At 45.0% G+C, this 24,726-nt stretch carries 28 protein-coding genes and 3 pseudogenes; 12 read left to right on the top strand and 19 right to left on the bottom strand.

Going from position 1 to position 24,726, the window contains the following annotated elements; all coding sequences use genetic code 11:
- Window positions 1-13 precede the first annotated feature (13 nt).
- The 4 genes from HRE53_RS28555 to HRE53_RS28540 are packed head-to-tail and all read right to left on the bottom strand — an operon-like array spanning window position 14 to window position 2,136.
- Window positions 14-673: an ATP-binding protein gene (locus HRE53_RS28555; protein WP_235111858.1), complete on the bottom strand. Its 660-nt coding sequence runs from the start codon at window positions 671-673 to the stop codon at window positions 14-16.
- Entirely contained in the window at window positions 670-852 is a 183-nt protein-coding gene (locus tag HRE53_RS28550; protein WP_235111857.1) for a hypothetical protein, read from the bottom strand. The genes HRE53_RS28555 and HRE53_RS28550 overlap by 4 nt, the downstream gene beginning before the upstream one ends.
- Window positions 827-1,534, bottom strand: a complete 708-nt coding sequence (locus HRE53_RS28545) for a Mu transposase domain-containing protein (protein WP_235111855.1) — start codon at window positions 1,532-1,534, stop codon at window positions 827-829. The genes HRE53_RS28550 and HRE53_RS28545 overlap by 26 nt, the downstream gene beginning before the upstream one ends.
- A complete protein-coding gene (locus tag HRE53_RS28540; protein WP_235111854.1) occupies window positions 1,531-2,136 on the bottom strand; it encodes a hypothetical protein in 606 nt (201 codons plus the stop codon). The genes HRE53_RS28545 and HRE53_RS28540 overlap by 4 nt, the downstream gene beginning before the upstream one ends.
- A 53-nt stretch (window positions 2,137-2,189) precedes the next feature.
- Between HRE53_RS28540 and HRE53_RS28535 the strand changes: the two genes are divergently transcribed.
- The 4 genes from HRE53_RS28535 (at window position 2,190) to HRE53_RS28520 (ending at window position 4,213) form a co-directional block, all read left to right on the top strand.
- Complete coding sequence (locus HRE53_RS28535) at window positions 2,190-2,588, top strand: YeeE/YedE family protein (RefSeq protein ID WP_235111853.1); 399 nt, start codon at window positions 2,190-2,192, stop codon at window positions 2,586-2,588.
- Between the two features lie 31 nt (window positions 2,589-2,619).
- Window positions 2,620-3,072 carry a DUF6691 family protein gene (locus HRE53_RS28530; protein ID WP_212667037.1) on the top strand — a complete coding sequence of 151 codons (453 nt, stop codon included), beginning with the start codon at window positions 2,620-2,622 and terminating at the stop codon, window positions 3,070-3,072.
- A gap of 335 nt (window positions 3,073-3,407) precedes the next feature.
- A complete protein-coding gene (locus HRE53_RS28525) occupies window positions 3,408-3,605 on the top strand; it encodes a hypothetical protein (RefSeq protein WP_212667038.1) in 198 nt (65 codons plus the stop codon).
- 101 nt (window positions 3,606-3,706) lie between these two features.
- Window positions 3,707-4,213 carry a hypothetical protein gene (locus HRE53_RS28520; RefSeq protein WP_212667039.1) on the top strand — a complete coding sequence of 169 codons (507 nt, stop codon included), beginning with the start codon at window positions 3,707-3,709 and terminating at the stop codon, window positions 4,211-4,213.
- Between the two features lie 49 nt (window positions 4,214-4,262).
- Here HRE53_RS28520 and HRE53_RS28515 read toward each other — a convergent pair whose 3' ends face one another.
- The 7 genes and pseudogenes from HRE53_RS28515 to HRE53_RS28485 all read right to left on the bottom strand — a co-directional run bounded on the left by HRE53_RS28515 (window position 4,263) and on the right by HRE53_RS28485 (window position 9,961).
- A complete protein-coding gene (locus HRE53_RS28515) occupies window positions 4,263-4,880 on the bottom strand; it encodes a triacylglycerol lipase (RefSeq protein WP_212667040.1) in 618 nt (205 codons plus the stop codon).
- A 55-nt stretch (window positions 4,881-4,935) separates the two neighbouring features.
- Window positions 4,936-5,790 carry a lysophospholipid acyltransferase family protein gene (locus tag HRE53_RS28510; protein ID WP_212667041.1) on the bottom strand — a complete coding sequence of 285 codons (855 nt, stop codon included), beginning with the start codon at window positions 5,788-5,790 and terminating at the stop codon, window positions 4,936-4,938.
- 75 nt (window positions 5,791-5,865) lie between these two features.
- A pseudogene (locus HRE53_RS28505) lies at window positions 5,866-7,078 on the bottom strand (FAD-dependent oxidoreductase).
- A gap of 16 nt (window positions 7,079-7,094) precedes the next feature.
- The gene (locus HRE53_RS28500; protein ID WP_212667043.1) at window positions 7,095-8,621 is read right to left on the bottom strand and encodes an NAD(P)/FAD-dependent oxidoreductase; all 1,527 of its coding nucleotides are present in this window, start codon (window positions 8,619-8,621) and stop codon (window positions 7,095-7,097) included.
- A gap of 86 nt (window positions 8,622-8,707) precedes the next feature.
- Window positions 8,708-9,067 (bottom strand): hypothetical protein, encoded by a 360-nt coding sequence (locus HRE53_RS28495; RefSeq protein WP_235111852.1) that lies wholly within the window; start codon window positions 9,065-9,067, stop codon window positions 8,708-8,710.
- Window positions 9,009-9,740, bottom strand: coding sequence for an IS4 family transposase (locus HRE53_RS28490; RefSeq protein ID WP_235111963.1), 732 nt, complete (start codon window positions 9,738-9,740; stop codon window positions 9,009-9,011). The genes HRE53_RS28495 and HRE53_RS28490 overlap by 59 nt, the downstream gene beginning before the upstream one ends.
- A complete protein-coding gene (locus tag HRE53_RS28485; protein WP_235107289.1) occupies window positions 9,722-9,961 on the bottom strand; it encodes a transposase in 240 nt (79 codons plus the stop codon). The genes HRE53_RS28490 and HRE53_RS28485 overlap by 19 nt, the downstream gene beginning before the upstream one ends.
- A 276-nt stretch (window positions 9,962-10,237) precedes the next feature.
- On the opposite strand from HRE53_RS28485, the gene HRE53_RS34670 reads away from it, so the two are divergent.
- Entirely contained in the window at window positions 10,238-10,363 is a 126-nt protein-coding gene (locus tag HRE53_RS34670) for a hypothetical protein (protein ID WP_255801580.1), read from the top strand.
- 77 nt (window positions 10,364-10,440) lie between these two features.
- Window positions 10,441-11,520, top strand: coding sequence for a DJ-1/PfpI family protein (locus HRE53_RS28480; protein WP_212667044.1), 1,080 nt, complete (start codon window positions 10,441-10,443; stop codon window positions 11,518-11,520).
- 404 nt (window positions 11,521-11,924) lie between these two features.
- On the opposite strand, the gene HRE53_RS28475 is transcribed toward HRE53_RS28480, so the two are convergent.
- From HRE53_RS28475 to HRE53_RS28455, 6 genes and pseudogenes are all read right to left on the bottom strand, one after another.
- Complete coding sequence (locus HRE53_RS28475; protein WP_235111851.1) at window positions 11,925-12,614, bottom strand: class I SAM-dependent methyltransferase; 690 nt, start codon at window positions 12,612-12,614, stop codon at window positions 11,925-11,927.
- Window positions 12,615-12,735: 121 nt separating this feature from the next.
- A complete protein-coding gene (locus HRE53_RS28470) occupies window positions 12,736-13,125 on the bottom strand; it encodes a hypothetical protein (protein ID WP_235111850.1) in 390 nt (129 codons plus the stop codon).
- A 21-nt stretch (window positions 13,126-13,146) separates the two neighbouring features.
- Window positions 13,147-14,014 (bottom strand): annotated as a pseudogene (locus HRE53_RS28465) (IS630 family transposase).
- Between the two features lie 24 nt (window positions 14,015-14,038).
- Window positions 14,039-14,371, bottom strand: a complete 333-nt coding sequence (locus HRE53_RS35030) for a PaO family protein (RefSeq protein ID WP_315876779.1) — start codon at window positions 14,369-14,371, stop codon at window positions 14,039-14,041.
- 6 nt (window positions 14,372-14,377) lie between these two features.
- Window positions 14,378-15,130 carry a Rieske 2Fe-2S domain-containing protein gene (locus HRE53_RS28460; protein ID WP_315874914.1) on the bottom strand — a complete coding sequence of 251 codons (753 nt, stop codon included), beginning with the start codon at window positions 15,128-15,130 and terminating at the stop codon, window positions 14,378-14,380.
- Window positions 15,131-15,313: 183 nt separating this feature from the next.
- Window positions 15,314-16,261 (bottom strand): SDR family oxidoreductase, encoded by a 948-nt coding sequence (locus tag HRE53_RS28455; RefSeq protein ID WP_235111849.1) that lies wholly within the window; start codon window positions 16,259-16,261, stop codon window positions 15,314-15,316.
- Between the two features lie 543 nt (window positions 16,262-16,804).
- On the opposite strand from HRE53_RS28455, the gene ftsH reads away from it, so the two are divergent.
- On the top strand, window positions 16,805-18,772 hold the full coding sequence (ftsH, locus tag HRE53_RS28450) for an ATP-dependent zinc metalloprotease FtsH (RefSeq protein WP_212667046.1): 1,968 nt from the start codon (window positions 16,805-16,807) through the stop codon (window positions 18,770-18,772).
- A gap of 130 nt (window positions 18,773-18,902) precedes the next feature.
- Entirely contained in the window at window positions 18,903-19,424 is a 522-nt protein-coding gene (locus HRE53_RS28445; protein ID WP_212667047.1) for a flavodoxin family protein, read from the top strand.
- Between the two features lie 382 nt (window positions 19,425-19,806).
- On the opposite strand, the gene HRE53_RS28440 is transcribed toward HRE53_RS28445, so the two are convergent.
- Both HRE53_RS28440 and HRE53_RS28435 read right to left on the bottom strand, forming a co-directional pair.
- Window positions 19,807-20,073: a universal stress protein gene (locus HRE53_RS28440; protein ID WP_235111848.1), complete on the bottom strand. Its 267-nt coding sequence runs from the start codon at window positions 20,071-20,073 to the stop codon at window positions 19,807-19,809.
- A gap of 51 nt (window positions 20,074-20,124) precedes the next feature.
- Window positions 20,125-20,355 (bottom strand): universal stress protein, encoded by a 231-nt coding sequence (locus tag HRE53_RS28435; RefSeq protein WP_235111846.1) that lies wholly within the window; start codon window positions 20,353-20,355, stop codon window positions 20,125-20,127.
- 721 nt (window positions 20,356-21,076) lie between these two features.
- Here HRE53_RS28435 and HRE53_RS28430 point away from each other — a divergent pair.
- From HRE53_RS28430 to istB, 4 genes and pseudogenes are all read left to right on the top strand, one after another.
- Window positions 21,077-22,016 (top strand): annotated as a pseudogene (locus HRE53_RS28430) (IS1 family transposase); the annotation flags it as partial.
- 194 nt (window positions 22,017-22,210) lie between these two features.
- A complete protein-coding gene (locus HRE53_RS35360) occupies window positions 22,211-22,891 on the top strand; it encodes a hypothetical protein (protein ID WP_396133476.1) in 681 nt (226 codons plus the stop codon).
- 50 nt (window positions 22,892-22,941) lie between these two features.
- On the top strand, window positions 22,942-23,148 hold the full coding sequence (locus tag HRE53_RS35355) for a hypothetical protein (protein ID WP_396133503.1): 207 nt from the start codon (window positions 22,942-22,944) through the stop codon (window positions 23,146-23,148).
- Between the two features lie 590 nt (window positions 23,149-23,738).
- The gene (gene istB / locus HRE53_RS28420; protein ID WP_304518439.1) at window positions 23,739-24,488 is read left to right on the top strand and encodes an IS21-like element helper ATPase IstB; all 750 of its coding nucleotides are present in this window, start codon (window positions 23,739-23,741) and stop codon (window positions 24,486-24,488) included.
- Window positions 24,489-24,726: the final 238 nt, after the last annotated feature.

Here is a 24,726-nt window from a genome sequence, read left to right as displayed (position 1 = left end):
AGGGGTGGAGAAGTTACTGCCATTCGACCGGAGAAGTTACCCTCCCAAGGGGTGGAGAAGTTACTGAGAATATGCACTTGAGGGGTTTGTTAGTGGTAAACAGAATGGGCTTGCCTTTGAGATAGCGTTGGTCCACCACTTGAAACAGAACATCAGCTGCTCCAGATCCATAGCCGAGATAGCCCATCTCATCAATCACCAGTACATGAGGTTGCAGATAAGGCTTGAGGGCAAGGTTGAGATCATGGGCAACTCTTAAGTCATTAATCAGTGCAGTTGCCGTTGTAAAACGGGCTGAAAAGCCATTCTGAATTGACTTGTAGGCAATACTAATACACAGGTGTGTTTTCCCCGTTCCTGGGGGACCTTCAAGGATTAATGAGCGATGTTCGCTCACTAATTCTGGGCCCAGAAACCGTCCAAGCATCTGCAGTTTGAGATCGCTTTTGAAAGTGAAATCAAAGGTTTCAATGGTCGCCTGAAACGGAAACTTGGCTTTGGCAACCTGATTAGCGATCCGATTTTCTGCCCGTTGGGCAATCTCCTCAGAGACCAGGCGTTCGAGGAACTGAGTATAAGACCAAGCCTCTTTCTCAGCGATAGGCGTCAGTTCCGGTAGTACTCGTTGGACTGTACTCAACCCCAATCGCTTCAGCATGATGTCTAACGTCATTTAGCAATACCTCCTTCAGAGGAGTTCTGGAGAAGATGAGAGTCGGCACAAGCATGAGGATGCTCTACAAACTCCAAGAGATATTCACTGCCAATGCAACGGGCTTCTACTGCAAGTTCAATTGCTGCCAATAATTCAGTCCGACCTACTTTCTCATACAGCTGATAGGTCAAGTCCACATCCTCTGCCCAAGCTTGGGGGACGGCGATGCACCAACTCTGTCAGATAAGGCTCCACTAATGGATCTAAATCCAACAAGATTTGACGTTGGGCATAGGGCTTTTTGTGGGGGGAGGTGAAAAACTCTTGAGCATGTTCACTCAAGACACTGGACTTTCCATTTTCCGGAAATCTCGGATGGACTCCCAAACAGCGATCACCTTGATAGATGCTCACTTGTTCTTGCTGTAGGTGTAGAGTCACGGTTTGACCCACCGCATGGCCAGGGACGGAGTACTCTATCCCTCGATAGTGAACCCGTGCCGTGGGCCGGACGACGACACTGACTTTGAAGGCATAGGTTTGAGCCTGATGATTCAACGGTTGCAGTGGCTCACGCTTGAGCAGCACAGCAGGAATTTCACCAGTGGCATCACAAGGTCTTTGCTCATTGACATGGTTCATCCAGTCCTGAAGTTGCTGATGAATATCTTCCATGTCCTTAAAGGTCCGACCACAGAAGAAGTTACCTTTGACGAACCCCACTAGATTCTCAACCGACCCTTTCTCTTGTGGACGATAGGGCCAGCAAGCTAGGGGAATCAAGCCACAATCAACAACGAACTGACCAAAGCGTTCTGTCCAATGGACTTTGACACTGCCATCTTCTTGCATCTCTCGGGATTTGACCGCACTGCTCATGTTGTCAAAAAACTCCCATCATCGGCACCCCCACCAAAATGCTCAAAGCCTTTGAGTAAGCTGCGAACTACCGTTTCTTGTTGTTCGTTCTCGACGATCTGGATATCCACAAATCGAGAGTATTTGAGCCGGGAGGCAAAGAAGCGAACCAATTTGCGAGTGCCATCTGCAAAAGTGACCCAGCGCTGACCAAAGTCATGCTGGGAAAACTCTCCAGGTAATCCCTCAAACCGAAGGATAGGCTTTGGAGGCTCCTTCGGTCTGATGCGCCTGACTAATTCATAGACAGCCGATTTACCACCGGTATACCCTTGTTGTCTGAGTCGAGCCAGAATCTCTTGGCCTTTAATCAGTCCATCTTCAGGCGCACGAGGTTCTTGAAGCCATTCCAAGATTTGTGCCTCATATTGGCTAACGGGACTGGGTCTACCCATGTTTCTAGATTTCCGGAAAGCCTCCTCATTAATGTCGGTGATCTCGGGTTCTTTCTCAATCCGTTGAATACTTTTTTCACTAATGCCCGTGAGTTCTCGAACTTCCTTTTGGGAGACTTTTTTCTTTCTAAGTTTTTGCACCACGTAACGCTCCAATTGCTTATACATCTGGACCTGCCACTGATTTAGATGACTATTTTCATCTTGCTCAGATAGTGGCAATGTTGGAGACAAACTTTCCGGAATTGGTGCAGTCAGAGTTTCCGGAATTCACAAATGGCCGCATTGCTGGTGTGAGCGGTATGGTTAATGGTGCGATCAAGCATACTCCCCACGAACGCTGGCGTTGGACCTTTATCTTGGGGCTCTTCATCGGAGGGGCTCTCTACGAATATGTTTTGGCTCCCCAACCCACACCCACCTCTATTTTTTCTCCTAGGATGATGATCATTGGCGGATTTTTGGTAGGTTTTGGGACCCGTATGGGGAATGGCTGTACCAGTGGTCACGGTGTTTGTGGTTTAGGACGCTTGTCTGTGAGATCTCTGGCAGCAGTGCTGACATTTATCTTGACTGCAATATCAACGGTTTTAGTGACCCACCAGGTATTAGCAAAGTGATGGTGTATCTCTAAGTTCAAGAGGCAGTGGTATGAAACAACAACTTATTACCTTAATCTCAGGAATATTCTTCGGACTGGGTTTGGGAATATCTCAAATGATTGATCGCGAGCGAGTCCTCGGTTTTCTGGATGTAACGGGGACTTGGGACCCCACGCTTCTATTTACTTTAGGGGGAGCTGTTGGTGTAACAATCCTCACTTTTAGATGGGTTCTGGGACGTTCCACGCCTATCTTTAGCCCTAAGTTTTATCTGCCCACTAAACAGGCTATCGATGGGCAGTTACTTATGGGATCAGCTATCTTTGGCATTGGTTGGGGAATTGCAGGTTACTGTCCTGGTCCTGGCCTAGTCGCCTTAGTTCTAGGAATTTGGAATCCATTCTTGTTTGTCATTTCGCTAATTTTTGGATCATTAGTTTACCAATGGATTACAACTCAGCGAGTAAATTGCTCCCAAAAAGTTCCTACCCCAAAGCCCTAAAATGTTTAGAGCCATTTCCATTATTCATAACAATCGCTGACTATCTTCATGGGGTGATTCATTCGGAGGATCGGTAAAATATAAGATTTAGTTTTTCCGGCAGGGAGAGTGATACCTAATCGCTCTTAGTCATTGGATAAAAAAATCTTCTTAGCCTATTCTTTTTTAAAAATATGAGACTTGCTTTTACAAGTCTTTTTTAAAAATATGAGACTTGCTTTTACAAGTGTGGATATCTGAAGCAGTGATGAGGATATCTGGGCAGGCTAGATCGTGGAGGTTCTAGTTAGAGTGTAGTTAGATCATCACTACTCCTTAAGAGGCTGGAGAACACTATGAAATCTAACAAGCCGACAGTTTTTATCGATGAGAATCAGGTTTCTCATAAACTGGAGAATTCTGTGAAATTAAATCAGAAAACAGATGTTGTTGATGAGAATGATCTGTCCCATATTGATCCAGCGACTATTGCAGTCATTATGCTCGCATTATTCTTTATACCCTTAATCTTGTCTGGTTTTTTCTTTCAGTAAGGTTCTTTGAAAGAATAATGAATCGAGAACCTGTAAACAAGTCAGGGGAAATACCACTTGATGCTGTGATTCAAGATCTCAACCAAGGATAGGTGATTAGTATGTTGGCTACTTCCAATAGAAAGGTAAAATCCTTTGGAATACTGGCCTTTATTACCATCTTAATAATGGGGTCTGCCAGTGCTGAAATACCTAATTCTAAAAACCTGACACTTGCTCGTGATTCTGAGCCGACTAGCCATTATCTCAAAGGATATATTAGAGGTCAGTTTGGCTTACACGATATTGTCGGTTCCCGAGATTCGAAAAACAATCTTTGCTTCGGCTATGGTTCTTACGATCCAGATCATTTAATTACTCTAAAACAGCGCTTTCCAAGCCTGGTATTACATGTAAAAAGTAAGTACCCCGATACAACTATTGTAGTTAGAGGACCGGATCAAAAACTTTACTGTGCAGACGATTCTTTGAATGGGAAAGCTGCTCAATTAGAGCTGAAGAATCTTAAACTTGGAACATACCAAGTCTGGGTTGGGGCCTTTGATCAGGGGGATTCTTTTAGGTATATGCTCAAGGTAAACCAGACAGATACAGTATCGCAGAATTAAATTTTGATTTTCTGGGCAATATTTTGTTGAAGCACTACGTTTAGTTTATTCATCTAGATGAAGTCTGTTGTAAGACTCGGGCTACCGCTGTCTGAACGGTTGCTTGATTCATCATAAAACCGTGGATTCCCGGAAATGTTAAGGGTTGATCGGATTCCAGGAGACGAGTTTCATTCAGAGCGACGAGCCCATCGTTCAACTCCATCCCAAAGGGGCTCCAGGGACCACGAGGACCGCTGGTACCCGCAATGATGGTATATGAAGCATGCAAATCGGGCAGAGATGCATAAAATTCCGAGCTAGCGAGATTGGCACCACTGGTGCCAGAGAACCATTGGAAGGGCCATAGATTCCAGGCTAATTTTGCTAAGCGTGGAGGTTGATTAGGAGTGCCCAGCATGACAATATGACGGGGGAGATTTCTGGATAGAGCTAGGGCTGAGCGGGTCAATATCCCACCTAGTGAATGGGCTACAACCCCGTAGGGGCCATGAGTTGATAACAGTCGGAATCGATCTCGTAAACGCGTTACGATCTGTTCGTATGATTCAGCAAAGGCAGTGTAGCTAAAAAATTCTGTTTGATAGCCAGACTGATCGAGACAATATGAAAGGCCCATCATTGACATCGGTGTCCTACCCAGGCCATGAACTAATAGGATCTTCATTGTGTTGCCCTGCCCCATATATCGGGGATTAGCATTGATGTCTCTACTCTAACAATTATGTCTTTGAGTCAACTAATGCATCTAATGCTTGTTGCATTTGGGCTTGGACCATTTCATAGCAAGCAGTAACGTAGGTGCGATCGCGCGCTGCTGCTACGCCATGCCGCTCAAACACAATGGGTGGGCAAACTCGAGTTTGAATAGACATAGGGAATGGAATATTGGGTAAGGGACCAAAAGATAGTCCCCAAGGTAGACCAAGATAAACAGGGAACACATCTGGATCAATCCCACCCAGCCAGGGCATTCCCCACTCATGCAGTTGGTTGATAGCTTTGTAAAAATCGGCCAGCACAATCAGAGTCTCATGGGCACCGTTTGAGACCAACGGCACAATTGGAACTTTTTCCTCCAGCGCTAACTTAATGAACCCCTTGCGCCCAGCCAGGTGAATTTGGTGGCGTTGACAATAAGGACGAAACACATCCTGTGCCCCACCGGGATACACTAGAACGCTAGCCCCTTTCCTTAGAGCTTTGATCGCCATCTTAGGGTGAGCCATGATACTGCCAATCTGACCCGCCAGTTGGGCTAAAGGAGGGCATGATTGCTGAAATGCCTGCCAAATCCCTGGATGCAGCAGCCCATAAATGGGCCGTTCAGCCCCAAACTGTCTGCACCAGTCATACATGCTCATATACATATCAGGTGCTGCAAGTCCACCGTTATGGGAACCAACCATCAAAACGGGGCCATCGGAAGGAACATGATGCCAACCACTAGTTTGGACATGAAAGTAATGATGATAGAGCCAGTTCAACAGTGGCATCAATTGTTCGATAACCTTCGGATCACGATAGTCGAGGGACCACCCCAGAGGAGCAGCATGGCTGTTAGCTTTCTTCAACATAGAGACATGGTGTGTGTGATTGTTGTCCCCATCCACCTGTAGGGAGAGGGAATTGTAACTGACGCAAACCACCGTCTAGCCAATCAGCTGAGCAACTCGGAGGGCTGAGGTAATTGCCCCTTCGTGCAATCCATCTTCTAGATAAGCACCTGCGTGGTACGTGTTGTTCTCTCCATTGGTCTCCACCACTTCATCACGATAGTGGAAGGACTCAACCGTATACAGTGGAGTGTGGTGCTCTTGAACATGAAGAACTTTATCCTTGTCAATCAGGCTGGTTAAATCAAAGGCTAAACTATAGCGCACAGAAGATGTTATTCCGCACAGCTGATTGAGAAATGCATTGTAACCCCAGCCTTTATCAGTTTGAAAAAAATCAAACTCAGAGGGTTTCACAATACCGTAGCGGTCGTATATGGCTGTATCTGAATGGAGAAACGTGCGAATTCGGTTTGCCCGCCAACTAGAAAAGCGTTGACGTTCTGCTAACGTAGGATCTGCCAATAACTCTATGACTTGATCGGGAGGAGTTGCAAACACAACTTTATCAAACTGCTGCTGTCCCTCTGGTAACGTAATGGTAATACCATCAAGTGATCTCGTAATCGCCTGAATCTTAGCATTAAGATACAGGTCTCCCCTAAACAGGGCCAAGATTCTCTCAATATAAGTATAGACACCGCCTTTAATTCTGAACCATTTCAAGAAGATATATTGGCGGAGTGCTGGGATTGCCAGCTCTGCAGGAAAGTCATCAATGCTTTCAAACGGCATGGAATAACTGTACATGGTCAATAACTTAAGCCAGCAGTTCCGAATACAGGGCCGGGGGTAGATGTTGAGACATCGGTTGATCGTAAAAATCCTGCATTTTGGGGAACTGCATTCTCACCCAGAATCCAGCTGAGCGGGCATATAGCGTATCCAGTCTCAGATATTCATAGAATCGCCGCAGTCCTATGAAATTTTTGCGAATCATCCTAGCTGAAAGAAAGTGACGACCATTTTGGAGGAACAAGGCAGACCCAATATCAACAGGTTCCAACTCGACCTCCAGCGTTTGCATTAGTGTGAGGAAGTTGTGAAAGGCTGCCGGAAATTCCAGGACACCATTTTCCAAGATTTGATCACAGTCCGAATGGTTAGGCTGCACATTTTTGTTCAGGGTGCGGATGTGTCCACCGAGGACAGGCTGGCGCTCAAAGACCGTAACGTGGTGTCCTTGTCGGTTTAGCAAGTAGGCTGTAACCATACCGCTAGCCCCACCGCCAATAACTGCGATTCTCATAGCGTTTAGTCCTTCCTTAAATGACATCACCGGATAATCTTTGGTAAAGCAGTGCCCCCGTCCAAAAAGTGGGGGCAAAGCCTGGATAACCTGAGGAAGCATTGCAGAAATAAAAGTTCTGCAATGAGCTGCGGTGAGTGAGCCGCCCCAGACCCATATTTTTGGGTGTTAAGCTTGAGCCATAGGAATTCCCTTGGGGACAATGGCAAAACCGCTCGTTGGTAGTGGGGCTACCCGCGATCTGAAAAACGAGGTGATCTCTCAAATTGGGAATGTAATATTTTTCAACCACATCAAGAATTTGGTTTAGAATCTCTTCTTTTTTCTGGGTGTACAGTTTGCGATCATGTTCTAGCAGCTCTCGGAAATACTCATAGTTGGCCACCGTTAAAAACTCGATCACTTGGCAATTCTCAGGGCAGTCGCGGTGATCATCTGTTAGGAGTGTTGGGGTTGTAATGGCAAAGCTGGGCTGAGAAAAATCATGATTAACGTACATGCGCTTAAAGGCTTCATTGAGATTGGTTACCTCCGTATGGAACATGTTCCACTTGCCAAATCCGTAATCCTGTAGATCTAGATCTTTCACGACACAGTAGGCCATGAAATTTGAGGGGGAATAGTCATAGCTCAACTGCTTCTGGACTGATTTTGAAAACTTCTCAATTCCAATCATCTTGGCTGCCTTTTGTGGATCCATGTTGCAAATGATCGTATCGGCGGTGAAATCTTGGGTGACGTGAGTGGTGTGATCGATAGTCTGTACACCGTTCACTGTCCTATCGGTTACTAAGAAGTTCACCACTTCTTGATTGAGTAAGACCTGACCACCATTCGATTCAATGACAATAACAAGGGCATTGATAACGGCTTCAAAATGCTGGGTAGGATAAAATGCCCCTTCTTGATAGCTCGTAAATAGAATGACCCACGCATAGAACGAAAGCTGATTTGGAGGTAGTAAAAAATCAGGCCACTGTAAGGCTAAGAGGGTCTGTGCCGCTTCGGGGAGCCTAAAACGATCAAACACATTCTGTAGAGTGCTATTGACATACTGAGCAGCTATAGTGCTCTGCCAGCAATGCCGCAGCAGGTTGAGAGGCCGCACTGGAGGCGATAGGATTTTAAGACCAGCCCGAACTTCGTATACTTCTTTGATAAATTGTTGGATTGACTGCTGATGTTTGGGGAAAAGGTCTGAGAGGCGCTGAATAAGCGTTGATACATCTGAGGTGATATCCAGGGCATAACCCGGCATTCTCATATGGTCAAAACCATGAAGGTCATACCGTTCAAAGGTAATCTCCTTTTCGAGGCCCAATTTTTTGAGCACACGGTTTACTGTATACCCTTCGCCACAATCCCAAACATAGTGAAGTTGAGCATTAAAGGTATATTTTTTCGCCATCGTAAAAGTGTGGCCGAATCCTCCTGGGTGCTCGTGAGATTCTAAGATTTTGACTTTTTTGCCAGCGTTAGCCATCAGTGCTCCAAACACTAGAGAAGATAAGCCACTTCCGACGATTAAGTAATCTACAGTCATAGAGCCCTCTCAAATGAACTTCAGATGAGCCAGACACCTGGAACAGTAAAGACTAATATTGAAGAACTTATGAGGCAGGCAATTTTTTAGTTACTGCTAATGCTTACGAGTTCATTGAACAAGGGGTATTCATTAGTAACATTGTGATTCTTTTCCATAAAAGGCTGATGGGGCTGAGGGGGCGACATGAAGGCTACAACCCAGCACAGACAAGCTCCATCGCTCTCATCCCCCCGTTGATACTCAGGTAGCTTATTGGGAGAGAGTTTCATTAGCTCATCCACCAATCGAGCCAGAACTCCATCCCCCGTTATGGCCCACAGATGAGCAGATAGTCCGACTCGGAATGCACTATGACGCTTGTTCGGTGAAGTGGTGGATTCGGGTCTAGTAATATAGCGCTGTAGTCCTTTTTTGCTTGAGATTTTGCCCTTGTAGTGCCGCACTGGTATAGGCAATGGCAATCACAATAACGATAGCCACCAACCGTTCTTGCATGGCTTGAGAGCCTTCGAGACAATAGCCTCCTTGCTTGAAGTCCCGAAACATTTCTTCGATAGAGAAGCGTTTTTGGTAGCTGACGATAGCACTATTGAGGTCACAGAAGTTGGTGAGAATAAACCATGCTTCATCAGGTGCAAAGCCCTGATACCGTCGTTTCCACTTGGCTGCCACATTGAAAGTTCCAAAGCCTTTAGCCTGAGTGACGCGCACATCATTGAGAAATAGCTTTTGACCTGGGACAAGGCCAAACTGTTGGAGTTGTTGAGTAAACTGCTGGGCCAGAGCCACTTCGGTATTGCGCTTGAGTCGCAGACAAAAGTAGACCTTCTGTTGGCCTAACCACTGCCCCAGCTTGACGGAACAAAACTCTCGGTCACCGAGGATGACCAGACGATAGGCTGATAAATGGCGGATAACTGTGCTTAAAACAGCGGTTTGCTCGTCATAGTTGCTGCTGCCCTTTTTGCAGAGGGCTTCACACCATACGGGAATAGCGCGATGTTGCCAGACCACGCTGACCATCAATAGATTAATCACTCCCCAACTCGTACGGTCGATGACGACATAAAGCTGGGAGCCTTGAGGATACTGCTGGCTCAGCCACAGCTTAACCAGCGGTAGCCAAAGCGTTTCAAGCTCAAGGGTCGGTAAGGATAAGAACCGTTGGATTTTTTTCGGCGACTGTCAAAAAGAATCGGCAGTGGCAGCCCTTCTGCTAGCGTCTCGATTTTGACGCAGCGAAGTGTTTGTAATAGATGAACGAGGATCTCTAGGAGAAGATACTGGGCAGGAGACAGTTGACGGCGTAAATGAGGTTGGTATAGTGGCAATATCATTGTCAATAAGGTGAGCTGGAGATACATCATTTGCAGCCCATCTTTTTTCTTGTCTATCGGGTTATTGCACGAATAGCAAGAGGTTTACGGCGCATGTCGCCCCTTCAGCTGATGGGGTTGAGTTAAGGATATAGTCCCAGCATTGCCATATCTATAAATACACTACTGGGTAGTGTTTGACCTCTGGTAGTGCCTTCACAAATTTCTCAATATTATTTCCTAAGTTGAAAGGTAGCTCTTAATGGTAGGGAGCTATAGACTCTTTGGGAGCGGGTCATGACTGAACAAACTATTCAAGGAACCCAGCAAATCCCTCAAGAGCAGTGGTTAGCTTTTTGCGATCACCTGCGCCCAAGACTGTATAGGTTGAAAAAGATATCTCAGGGCTGGTGCTTGCAATAAATATTTAGGCTCACAACGGTACTCAGACGATCTTGAGTTTGAGTTAGTGATCAAATGGTGAATCAGAGGTTACCCCCATGTCACATCATCCAACGCCGAGAAAACGAATTGCTATTTTACTAGAGAACCAGTTTGAAGCTTCTGAATATCAAGTTCCAAGTACTGCATTGCGTAAAGCAGGGGCCACTGTCTCGGTTATCGGTTCCCGAATGAATGAGGGGTACCAAGACAGGCATGGTACCGTCACAGTCAAACCTGTTGCTACATCAACTGAGGTGAGGGCTGAGGATTTTGACGCCATCGTTATACCAGGGGGCCACATTCGTGCCAACCCTAATATGGTCCGGTTGGTTTCTCAAGCAATAGATCAGGGTACCTGGGTAGCGGCTGTGGGCTATGGTCCTCAGATACTCATCGAAGCAGATCGACTTCGCAATAAGCATGCAACGAGTGCTCGATCGATTCATAAAGATCTCCAAAATGCTGGTGCGATATACGTCAATGAACCTGTTGTCGTTGACGGAAATCTGATCACAGCCAGACAACCTAGCGATTTGCCGATGTTCACCACCATGCTACTCAAGTGTCTAAACTTGACGATTAAAGGAACTAGGCTGCCAGAGATTACCGACTCCACCTTTAATTGGTGGAAGTTGGGGGAAGCCTGGGGGGGCTCTAGCAAACAGGAGATTGTTAAAGCCCTCAATACAACCATTGTTGGGGAACGATATACCCTAGAAGCTTTTAGGCAGTATGGTCATCGCGTTTCCCATCAAGAGTTGCGATTGTTCTTACAGGGTATTAGTTCTACTAAGCACTATCATGTGGAGCGATTAGAAGCTCACCTTTATGATGCGTTTGGAGAACGGGTCACTTGGCGGGCCGTGGGTAGTGAAGCTTATGCCGCTCTGCAAAGTTGGCTGCAGTCAAGTAATGATACATCAATTTTACGGCGTGCCCTTGGCGATATTCAAACTGGGGTGATTGATGTTTATCACTTATGTAACCAACTGACTGCCCCTCAAACCGTATCAATTTTAGAAGAAGTGGAACACGATCTAGCCAATCATGAACAACGATTAGCAGATCTATACCGGGCTAGATCTGGAGATCATATTAAGCCCCCGATGCCCACAACGATCGCTGCAGTCAATTAATCTGATGATTTTCAGAAGGACAATGAACAATGAAAAATCAACCGAAGCCACCCATCACCCTTAATGTTGATCCAGCCACTCATGACGATGGTTATTCTTAGCGATGTTCCAATTCAAGATCCGCAGAGAAGACTGATCTATTACCATTCGTGAAAACTGATGATTCTTTATGAGAACCTGATCAGCGGTATTTAAACGAAGCATTTGTAGCAACAACCCAACCAATCCTTGATCCCATCTGAAAACGCTGTGTTCAAGCGGTAGACGTTGTGAATGCGATGTCTTGGCTCCTCTCTAGCATAACGTTGAGGATTGTCTGATTGAACCACTCGAACCTGAATGTTAGACTATCAAACTCGTTGGGATGATCCTGTGCAACTACTGTGATCCACAGTCTGCAAGAATTAATGTCCAGAAGTTAGCGCTAATGCCCTTGGGAGAGTAGTTTCTAACGATTTTCTAGCCTTCCCCACAATTTGGGGACTAACCACGGGTAACGACAGCCGACAGTGCTGATAATGCACCCATTCAAATTCAGCCTTTTCTAAAGTTTTCCAGGTCTCACGATTCGGATGACAATTATGCAAAAGCGTTTTCCATAAAGGCGTAACAGCTTCTTGGATTCTACGCTCCCAAGTCCTCGGTTCCGCTGCAACATGTTCTAGAAAAATAAACAGACCACCAGGTTTCAGAACACGTTTGACTTCACTCAAGCAAGTCTCCAGATGTGTAACTGAACATAAAACATAGGTACTCACAACTACATCAATACTATTGTCAGCTACGGGCAATTGCTCAGCAGTTCCCTTAAACACGTTGATCGATGTCAGTCCCTGACGGTCAGCCTCTTGCCTAATATACGGATGCAGGCATGGATTCAGTTCAATGCCAATCCAATCAATGTCTGGGGGATAGTAGGACAAATTAATCCCGGCCCCTGGACCCAGTTCCAAGACAGTACCGTGGAGGTCAGCGAATAGCCAGCGTTTGAGTTGAGCCATAGTTGTAAACTGCTTGCACTCTTTCAGCTTGATGGTTTCTTCTGAAACGGTATTGGCCCTTGCCATTCCCCAAGCCAGTAATTGATTGTACATATGGCGTCCTCTTCGATTTTGAGCAAGGTTGTACGTTTATCTCATTCCTACCAATAATTTTTTTGATCATTACACAGTTGAATTTTTGGTATTTTACCCAAAAGTCTTTGGGTGAAAAGCCTTATTTCTCTGAGACAGTGCGGAGTGGGATGGGGCGGCCCTCGTAAAATTTGCGCTCAAGCCACCCTAAACTCAACCAGATTATGATGCAAACGATGAAGCTAATACTAGCAACTCGGGCTAACTCAACGGTTCTTCCCCAATCTAAGAGATAAAGTTGCGCCGTTATCCAAACCACAAGTGCCCCCATAACCATTCCTTGCCTTCCTCTCCTGAGTCGGCTCAGTGCAGTCCGACAACTGGCACAGTGAACAGTATGAGAGTGATAGCGTTCGATCACTTGCTCTCGCCCTATCGCTGGGGGCAATGGCTTATTGGGGAAGGGATCGGCATTGTAGTGCTGCAACCATTGGTGTAATGCCATGACAAAACGGTCAGCTCGGGTTGGCATATATAGCAGTCGCCACTCTAATTAGGACGCTAGGTACAACACATGTTCCATTGCTTCTCTAAGTGAACCGAAGCTCTCTAATTGGTGTCTAATTCGACTTTTAATCCAAGCCCACGACCGTTCAATCTTATTCAAATCAGGAGAATAGGGTGGCAAGTACCACACTTCACATCCTGCGGCTTCTACCAGTTGCTCAATTCGCCCTCCCTTATGGAAGGTGGCATTATCAATGACTAACTTCTGCCCCGGTTTGAGCATCGGTATCAAACAAGTCTCAAGCCAAATTTCAAATACGGTGCGATTGCAAGCCCCTTCAATCGTGAACGGGGCCATGAGCTGCTTTCCTCTCAAAGCTGCAATCATATTGACTCGTCCACTTCTGCTACCAGACTTTAAAGCATAGACCCGCTCACCTTTGGGACCATAGCCATAGTCATACTCATCTCGATTGTCCATCCCTGACTCGTCAGCATAGACGATATCGTCTGGGTCTACTGTTGTTAACTTTTCTCAGCCCGTTTGTGCTCATCGCGTTGGCGGTAGCCATAGGTCTTTTTTTTCGAGTAAATCCAATATTCTTCAGCGCTCTCGAAATAGTACGCTCACTGATTTGCCCCTCCCACAACTCGGCCATCTGAGCTTGGGTTTTATAGCGATGTTCTTGAGCAAAAGCTCGAAACTTGTCCCAGTCTGTGATTTTGTGGCTATGGCCAAGGTGTTGTCTAGGGATGGGATGAAGATCACCTGTTTCTGCTTTGAGACGTTGCCATAGATTAATGGTGTTACGACTGATATGAAAGGTGTCACTCGCTTCTGAGGGAGGCATGCCATCAAGTTCAATAGCATCGATCACTTTGCAACGTAAATCGTAGCTGTAGATTTTAGGCATCCATTGAAAGACATAACAGTATCTCTAGTTTATTATGTCCTGAATAAAATGGCGCTTGCTATAGAAGGCTTGCGCAATAGGCTTACCCTCTTCCTGCTGGGCAAGATGACGTTCCTGAAGGTACAAGAAAATTTGGTCATCCTCGAGAATAGAATTTTGCAGCAAGTGAAAGGCCCAACTGGGGGTATAGCGCGTCAATCCTGCTGGCCAGAGAGAGGCAAATTGAAAGGGGAATTGAGCAAATAAACGACATTCTCCCTTACGAATAGGTGTGCAGTAAGCAACGGTAAGGGTACGGTTCTTTTCCTGAGTGGTTAAATCATGCCACATCAGATTAGGGGCGATGAAGGTGGTCAATTGTGTTCAAAATTGGCCTTTTTTAGGACCAACAGCGGTTTCCCAAATCTCATGAAAGCCCTGTCTGTCCGCGTGGTTAATCTCTAGGTCCATAGGGCCAGCAACACTGCGATCTCCAACAGAACGATGATGGGCAAAGGGTAAATGACTCGGGTCCAAGACATTTTCCAACAGTGTGAGTACATCGAAAGGTAGATCGCGTACCCCATCTAAGACAATCCATTCATTGGGTGCTTCTTCTAACGGTGTTACTAACGGGATAGGGGTGTGAGCTGCTTGTTCGGATTGCCCTGGATAAACAAACAACATCCCCTGTCTCACTGCTGTTGGCAAAGATTGAACACAAGTCCGGCGGGAATCCGCCACTGAGTGGCCACCAACTTGCTGAGGAATCCGACTGCATTGACCTAAACCGGAGAACGTCCAACCGTGATACGGACATTCCAGCAAATCATCTGGAGTAAGGCGACCTTCAGATAAGGGAGCCAGCCAATGGGGGCATTGATCAGCAAAGACCCTCCAAGCTTCTGGTGATTGATCCCACCAAATGACCAAATCTTGTTCTAACAGCGTGAACGTTGACAATTGTGATGGTTCTAAATCATTCACATAGGCAATGGGATGCCAAGTTTCTTGCCATGTGAATTGTGAGAGATCTTCTCCACCCGGCAATAGCCATTGCCCATGGGATTGTTCAGCCGTTGAGGATAGTTCAACTTCATGAGCAGAGTGGTGAGGCTGATTATGAATAGTACTCATGAACAAACTCCGAAAAAGAGCAGCAAGATATTAGATAAATTCAACTGCATAAACGCTCGATTTCACCAAATCTAACCTCAAACAGAAGGTCGTCCAAGGAGATATTGGAAAACATAGTTCTACATCAAAGGGATGTTATTGAAAACTAGGTCAACAGTTTTATCGGTTAACGGTGATATAGTCTTACCCCTTGGCATCTATAGGCAATCGGGACTCATTCCATGAGCCCAAAGCCCTATCTGCCTCTACCAAAGACATGCCGTTGGCTAGATTTCTCAAAAAAGCCTCAACATGTCTGTGACCAATTGCCTCGCCTGTCATATCTGGTGTACGGGCAGTGAACTCGAAGAATTTGACCAATGCATAGGCATTGTAGTTAAAAGGACGAAGAGCTAATGCCCATAAGGTTAAGATCCAAATAGGGATAGATTTGATGTGAGGTTCTTGACCAAGAATTTTAAAGACTAATTCGGCCATTTGTTGATTGCTAAACTTCTCACATCCTCCAACTGGCCGAACTGTGTTTCTCAGTAATGGCTCCTTAATCACCCTAGCCACTTCTTCACCAAAATCGAGCGCACTCAAGGGGTTATAAATACTAGAACCATCTCCGAATAGACGAATTACACCCTTCTTTTTCGCTGCGTCTAGGAACTCTTGTGCATCATTAAAGAATCCAGTGGGAGCAAAGATGTTGTAATCCATCCCTGAGTGCATGATCGTTTGAGCGACCTGATCTCTCGCTTTTGCCAGAGGCGATAGACGTGCCATTTCAGATGCATGTAACACGGAAACAAAGATGAAATGTTTGACACCTGAAGCCTTAGCCGCCTCAAAAATATTCAGGTTGGCTTGATAGTCCACGTCCCAAAAAGTGGGGTGACGGTTGAATGAATGAATGCCGATGGATGAGAAAACAACGTCTATATCCTCACAAAGACCTTTCAACGTGTCTGGTTGAGTAGCATGGCCCATGAAAATGTCGTCGCACCAATTGGTATTCCTCAGGCGGTTTTTATCACGACATAAGGTACGGACCCAAAAACCTTGTCCATGTAAAACCTCTAACACACCACCACCAATATATCCTGTGGCTCCTGCTACCAATACTTTTTTCCGTTTTTTACTCATACTTGATCTCCCGCAATAATTTTGCTGTTTAACTCAAGTAGCTCACTGATCAATCAAGCTCTGGAAATCGCTCAACCAATCGTATTTATCTGTTGGATAGTGAGATATCAGCGTTTTGTTCTATAAAGAGTTGCTGATTTTTCTAGTCGCACTATTCAAAAAAATAACTACCTTAAGTCTAGAAAGATAAATTGAGAATCTTGTGAAACCACAAAAAAGATTTAGTGGTGAATCCCAATTTCAATGGTAGGAATACTACCAAGAGATATAAGCAGGCATGAAATATGGGGGAACAAAGTTTGTATATTGTTGCTGTCATTCAGAGATGTCCAAGTTTTGAGAACCACTTCACTGATACGCCTCACAAATTACTCAAACTCTTCCTCTAATTTCAGGAGGAAGTGAAATCAAATTCATTATTTGTCTGAGGGAGGGTATTGAAACGTTTGTTATTCAAATTCTCAAATGCTATGTCTTTTCCGCTTAAACGATGCAGCTCTGAATGAGTAACAGACAAAATCAACATATTCAGGAGAAACAACTATGCCTATTGAAACAGAGCCTAATCGCACTCGAAAAAATATTGAACCCAAGCGGTTTGGTGGCAGTTTATTCATTCTGTTTACATTATTATTATTTCTAAACCTATTTGTGTTGCGAGGACCACGGTTTCCGATAACTGCCTACAGTGATTTTGTTACTCAAGTAGAGGCGGGTCAGGTTGAACGGGTGGAGGTTCGTTCGGATCGTATTCGATATATCTTGAAAAGTGACCAGTATGGATTTGATGAGGGGACAGAGCCTGCTCCCGTATTCGATACGGTGCCTGTTGGGATTGATTTAGAATTACCCAAATTTCTACGAGAGCATGATGTTCAGTACTTTGCTCCACCTCCAAGCTCCTTAAGCTGGTTGCCGACTCTTTTAGGGTGGGTTGTACCACCGTTAATTTTCTTTGGTATTTGGAGTTGGTTGATCAACCGAAATCAAGGGGCAGGCCCTGCTGCCCTAACGGTGGGTCAAAGCAAGGCCCGTATTTACTCAGAAGGGAGCACAGGTGTAACATTTGATGATGTTGCTGGAGTTGAAGAGGCAAAAACGGAATTGCTAGAGATTGTAGATTTTCTAGCTCATGCCGACAAATACACTCGCTTGGGAGCCAAAATACCCAAAGGTATCTTGTTAGTTGGCCCACCGGGAACAGGTAAAACATTACTCGCTAAAGCAATCGCCGGAGAAGCTAAGGTGCCGTTCTTCAGTATTTCAGGATCGGAGTTTATCGAGCTATTTGTTGGGATAGGTGCAGCTCGGGTTCGCGATTTGTTTGAACAAGCCAAGCAACAAGCTCCTTGTATTGTGTTTATCGATGAATTAGATGCTCTAGGTAAGGCACGGGGAGGACCTGGCGGATTCACGGGAGGAAATGATGAACGGGAACAAACACTGAATCAACTTCTCTCGGAGATGGATGGATTTGATCCTAATGTTGGGGTTCTTCTGCTAGCAGCTACCAACCGTCCAGAGGTACTTGATTCGGCATTGCTACGTCCAGGCCGGTTTGATCGGCAAGTGGTCGTAGATCGCCCTGACAAGATGGGTCGAGAGGCAATTTTGAAGGTTCATATCAGAGGAGTGAAGCTGGCTGAAGATGTTGACTTGACCAAGTTAGCAGCACGGACACCTGGGTTTTCAGGGGCAGATTTGGCTAATTTAGTGAATGAATCAGCCTTGCTAGCAGCTCGCCAGAACCGCGATGCAGTAGTCATGGCTGATTTCAATGAAGCGATTGAACGAGTTGTTGCAGGTTTGGAGAAAAAGTCGCGCGTTCTCAATGATTTAGAGAAAAAGACTGTCGCTTATCACGAAGTGGGGCATGCTATTGTGGGCAGTTTGATGCCAGGTGCAGGGACGGTTGAGAAAATTTCGGTAATTCCCCGTGGCATTGGCGCACTAGGCTATACTCTGCAACTTCCAGAGGAAGACCGCTTCTTGATCACAGCCAGTGAATTGCGAGGCAGGATAGCGACTTTGTTAGGAGGACGTTCAGCTGAAGAGTTAATTTTTGGAGTTGTTTCTACAGGAGCCAGTGATGATATCCAGAAAGCAACCGATTTAGCTGAACGGTATGTCACCCTCTACGGTATGAGTGATGAACTTGGTCCTATTGCGTATGAAAAGGCACAACAACAGTTTCTAGAAGGAATGCCTAATCCGCGCCGTACCGTTGGTCCCCATGTTGTTGAAGCAATTGATCAAGCGGTAAAGGAAGTGGTTGATGGGGCTCACCATATGGCATTGAGTATTCTATCCATTAATCAAGATATGCTCCAATTAACTGCGAGTCATCTTTTAGAGAAAGAGTTTTTAGAAAGGCAAGAATTGCATTCGCTGCTAAGTCAACCTCAGTTTCCACCTGAAATGGATGAATGGCTACGGACGGGTAAGTTTCCTCAAGGAAAAGAGCTGATCCAAACTTCCTTAAATTCACATCAGCCAATCGGAATTAATTAAGTCATAGGGAAATCTATCAAATCCATGCCATAGAGGAGAACAATAGCTTTGCAGTTTTGCAGCCTTTGTCTCCATAACTATACTGCTGAATGAGTCTCCCTTTTTGTACTCTTGCATAAGGAGCACGTCTGTGAGAATCTTGATTATCTATTTTTCCTTTTCAGGTAATAATCGGCGACTTGCTGAGTATCTAGTCAAAGAAATTCAGTGCGATATCTGCCCCATTATTGAAAAAAAGAGGCGGACAATGGTAACGATCATTTTAGACATGATGTTCAAAAGATATCCAAAAATTGAGGCTATTGAAGCCCCGATCGCAAATTACGATCACACCATCTTGGTTGCGCCAATCTGGGATTCTAAGGTAGCTAATCCCTTGAAAACATTGATCAGGAGTGAGAAGAATTCTTTGAATAATTATTCTTTCATATCATTCTGTGGTTTCGACCGCCCTGGACAAAAAGAAAGAATTACTAATCAACTTACAGATCTCACTGGATATCCACCAAAAGCTGTCTCTGAATTAAAAGTTTGCGAACTCTTTCCATCAGAGTATAGAGAGGAAGTCAATACTATTTCCCGCTATCATATCACTAGTAAAGATCTCTCTAAGTTTGAAGATGAAATTTATGATTTTCTCCACCTCATATAAAGAATAAAATATTAAATATTCACTCAATATAGTAGACTATTTATTTTCTTTAGATGTAGTCCATAGCTTCGGATGGGAGTGGAGGAGAAGCTCGTAAGAACAATCATCTGTGTCTTCACCTAGTACAAATCTATTGAAACTTTGGTAAGTAACTCTCTGTAATTATTGAGGATAAATATATTCTTAATGATTACCAACACACTGAATAGAATGCAATGTCATTAGACCTCTTGCATTCTATTCAGCTAACGACATAGCAGTGGCCTAAAAATCTAAGTCATATTGCAGCATCAACTGAGTTACTAACACATCAAGAAACGAATATTCCAAGAGGTCTATTATTCCAACGATAAATGGCTAATTCATTAAGTTGATCATGTGATCATGTTGAAATCATAGAACGAAGCTGTTCTGCCGATGAATTGGTGGAGGGCTGTACTGCTAATTGATTCGGTGTGCGTACAACCATGACTGAACATAGGGCATGATGAACAACATAGTTGCTAATACTACCTAACACTAATTCTTTTACCCCAGAATGACCTCGACTTCCCATTAAAATTAAATCAGCGTTCCATTCCTTAGCAAAATCGCAGATCTCTTGTCGAGGATTACCAAATTTTTTGTGTGATCTCAGTAGTAATTCCAACTAACTTTGCTTGCTCAGCCAGTATTACTAATCGATGTAACTCTTTTTTCTTTATACTTTTTTCCATTCTTGTTGAAAACGATTCAACGGTATGTCAGAAAAAGCTGGATAGAGATAGGTTCCAGGAAAAACAGGATGTGCTTGATAGCCTTCTCCTTCGATGGATAGGACATGTAGTAGCATAAGTCGAGCATGGCAATATTCTGCTATTTCCATTGCAACTTCAAAAGATTGAATAGCATTTATTGAGTGATCCATGGCGACCAAAATCTTCTTAATCATATTAGCCTCCAGACGCATAGCAGATGGGTTGTATTGAAAATCACCCTGCTAAATCAAATGCAATACACTAATAAGGCTTATCCAGAGATACCTTTGTGACTAAATAAAAATCACTAAGTGATTAAATTTTATTCATCGCATTCTTAATGTAAAGGATGATCAACTCATTCTTACTATAGCCAAACAGGATGAGTAACTTGTGAAGGAATACTTACAACCTTAAATCTAAAAGATAAAAAACTTGAAAGAAATAAAGTCTTCCTAGTCGCAAGAAATCCTATTATTTTAATCAATGGATCAGTCCTATGTAGCTTTATTAGGAGTGAATCTAGACCATGACATTAAATATATTATTCAAATTTAGTAAAGGATTTATATCTAGACTGAAATGAGTATTAATTACTTTACTTAATTGCACTCACATTATTCACAGATAGATTTTTTTAAATTAAAACTATAGAGAGCTATTCAAATCACCTAGTCTTAATCTACTCAATTTTAATTTTTTTAGAGGTAATTATGTTGCAATCTACTTCACATTTCTTGAACTCTGTAGATTTCTGGGTAAAAAATTTCTATTCTTATCCTTGAAATTTTAATTTATAGATGGGCTATCTATAATTTGGAAGATAAATATTTCTCTAAATAATGATTGATAATTTGATTTAGAGTAACTAGTTTTTCAGACATAAGTTGCTTGTTTGTCATGAAAATCGATTAATTTCCGTGTCAGGATTGCAATTGGTGTTTCAATGAACGCACAGGTGCCCCAATGGCTTGCTTTCGCACTTCTAGTTCAGTGGTGAGCTGTGCCATCAATGCCCGCACCGGAAGAATGGGAGTTCGTGCTGTAGGTGGGACTTTCGGTAAATCTCACACCACCATTATGCGTTGAGAAAAACGTCTAGCAGATCAAGCACAGACCGGGTCACGCCCCGCGTCAGCAGGCCCTAATGTGACGGTAGGAGGGGATGAAGTATACACTCGTGTAGGCAAAAATCTTCCCCCCACCAGTCAGTTCCAGGGCTGGAACATCCACGTCCTTGAACGCGAAAGCCGCTATTGGTTGACAGTACAAGCTGGCCTCAAGGATGCACAACTTTTTGCAAATGGCGTTTACTCGGCTAGAGAGTGGGTGAAAGCCTGTGATGGGATTCGATGGTTTACTGTTCGCGTAGCGTGCCGAAGGCTTAGGTGAAAGGCGCTATGGAAATGAGCTTTGGAAACTTGCCAGTGTCTATCTCAAAGCAGAAGAGTATCACCCTGACTATGGGCATCGCAAGGTTTGGCGAGAAGGATTAGAAGTCGCGATGAAAGTTAAAGGATCTCAGGGGAATCGTCGAGTGGAGTGGGTGAAAGCAGAGCATCCCTTTACCACTATCAGTCCAGGGTCTGAGATCCATGCCAATCACAACGAGGCTCACAATGCTGCCTTGAGGAGACGATGTAGTGCTTATCGGAGGCGGCAGAATCTATACGCAAAGAAGCAGTCAGGGTTACAGAGAGAGCTAGACGTACAACGCCTGATTCAAAACTGGGTTAGACTCCATTGGGGACTCAGTAAGCAGACCACACCAGCAATGGAGATGGGATTTTGTTCTCGTCCGTTGAGCACACTAGAACTCCTCACTAATAAAGAGTTTAAGTGTGTGCCCTATTGATAGGCGACAATTGCATAGACCGAATACATGACCGCCTGACAATTACGTAGACCTCTCTAGAAATCAGGATCTCATTCTCAAAACACAAGAGATCTCAAATCAGTTCAGAGAGCATCTATACCTTTTCACTTTTTTATAACTCCATACAGGAAAGACACTAGGGTTTGTACACCTAAGACGATTAGGGACCTCTAGTGCCAGCTCCTATTAAACCTCAACAGGTACAGCTTTATATGAAAACAAAACAATCCGGCTCTTCCCAAGACACTGCAGCTGCCAAAGCAGGGATCTCAACCCGCACTGCCCGTCGTATTGATAGTGGCACCCATCGTCCCCAACGAGGCCGCCCTCATGACTGGAAAACCCGTGAAGATCCGCTGGATGGATTATGGGAATTAGAACTTGAGCCGATGTTAGAGCGTGAGCCTCGATTAGAAGCGACTACTCTATTTGAGACCTTACAAGAGGACCATCCTGGGCAATATGATGACAAGATCAGAACCGTGCAACGCCGAACCGCTAAATGGAAGGCAGCTCATGGCAAGCCCAAAGAAGTGATGTTCAAAATTCAACATCATCCTGGAGAGATGGGACAGTCAGACTTCACCCAGCTCAAAGGTTTCAGTGTGACGGTTCAGGGTGAAACCTTTCACCATATCTTGTATCACTATCGACTGAGTTATAGCGGCTGGCAGTACGTGCAGGTGATTCAAGGCGGAGAGAGTTTTATCGGCTTATCTCAAGGACTACAAAATGCCTTATCTGCCTGTGGTGGTGTGCCTAAGACCCACCGTACCGATAGTCTGAGTGCCGCCTATCGCAATACCGGCGGTCGTAACCCCCCAGCTGACTCAGTTGTATTCCACTCTGTGTGACCATTACCGGATGGAGCCGACCCGCAACAATCTGGGCGTCTCTCATGAGAATGGCGGCATCGAGAGCCTCCCATGGCTATTTCAAGCGGCGATTATGCCAGGCCCTGTATCGTCGAGGCAGCTTTGACTTCGAATCCGTAGCTGAGTATCAACAGTTCATCGAGCAAGTCATCGCTAAGCTGAATGCCAAGTGTCAAAAGAAGTTTGCACTGGAGCTCCCCCACATTACAACCTTTGCCCAAATATCGCACCCCTGATTATGAAATCCGCAGCGCTAAAGTCAGCTGCAACAGCACGATTGCCGTCCGCTGTGTCCTGTACACAGTCCCCTCTCGCTTAATTGGTCATCGGTTGAAACTGCACCTATACCATGACCGCCTTGTCGGTTTCTTAGGCACCACTCCCGTAGTGGAATTGGCGCGGGTCCATGTCCATGGCTCTGGGAAGAAGAGACGGGCTCGTAGTATCGATTACAAGCATGTGGCAGAAAGTCTCAGGAGAAAGCCCCATGCGTTTCTCTACTGCCAATGGCAAGCAGACTTACTGCCCAATCTTCAATGGCATCAGCTATGGGAATCCCTCAAAGCTGACTTTGAGCGGGACCAGGCTGCCCGTTTGATGACAGAAGCCCTCTACATTGCTGCAACTCAGGATCAAGAATCCCAGGTAGCTGACTATCTACAAACCCAACTGGAACAGTCCACCCTGACCTTGAGTAGATTAAAACAAGCCTTTGAGTTCAAGCTCTCGACTGAGCAATATCCTGACATCATTTCACAACAGCACGCTCTCTCCGACTATGACCAACTCCTCCAATGCAGCACCGGACAATCCATACGACAATTTGATGATGACGCTCAAGCAGCTCCGGTTAAGACATTTCCTCGACGAGTGGCAGAGCATCGAGCATCAAGCGACTCAGGAGAATTGGTCCTACGCCCAGTTTCTATTGGCTTTAGCCCAAGGGGAAGCCAGCCGTCGAGAACAGAATCGGATCTCCCGCGCGCTAACCGAAGCGCAGCTGCCCTACGGCAAGTCCTGGACCAATTTTGAGTTTGACCATATTCCCAGTCTCAATCCAGCAGCCATCATGGAGTTTTCCCAAACAACTCACTGGCTAGAGTCGGGCAGTAATATTTTGATATTTGGGCCAAGCGGAACAGGGAAAACACATGTCAGCTCTGCATTAGGGACTTCTATTGTTGAGTTGGGGAAACGGGTGAAGTTTGTCACGGCCACAGCGTTGGTGCAACAGCTGGAACTGGCAAAACTCCAACTGGAATTGCAGAGCCTGTTGTCTAAGCTCGACCGGTACGATCTGCTCATCATTGATGACCTCGGCTATATTCAAAAGTCTGATGTTGAAACCTCGGTCCTATTCGAACTGATTGCTCATCGCTATGAGCGAAAGAGCCTACTCATCACGGCTAATCAGCCTTTCAGCCAATGGGATAAGATCTTCCCCAACTCGATGATGACAGTGGCTGCTATTGATCGCTTAATTCACCATGCCACCATTTTCGAGATGCAGGCTGAGAGTTTTCGAAAACAAGCAGCTGCTAAAAACGCGGCCAATTCTCCAAAGACTTCTAGCTAATCCCAAGCGAGAATAAACCTCCTTTACCCCACCATCAATAGAGATGCTTACTCGAAAGCATCTCTATTGATGGTGGTTTTATTGATAATTGTCATTTGCTCTCTGTCGCGATGGTCTCCGACCGGCCTTCGGCCATCACCGAGGCAGAAGATCATCGATCTCAAGTACAAGTGACAAAGCTTCAAATCAAATCTCTAATAGCAGGAGGAAAATCAAAATACTTTCGGACTATGTAATT

The sequence above is a fragment of the Acaryochloris sp. 'Moss Beach' genome, from assembly GCF_021497025.1.
Classification (GTDB): Bacteria; Cyanobacteriota; Cyanobacteriia; order Thermosynechococcales; family Thermosynechococcaceae; genus Acaryochloris; species Acaryochloris marina_A.
Note: the sequence above shows the minus strand (reverse complement) of the source record. Positions and strands in the feature narration are given on the sequence as shown.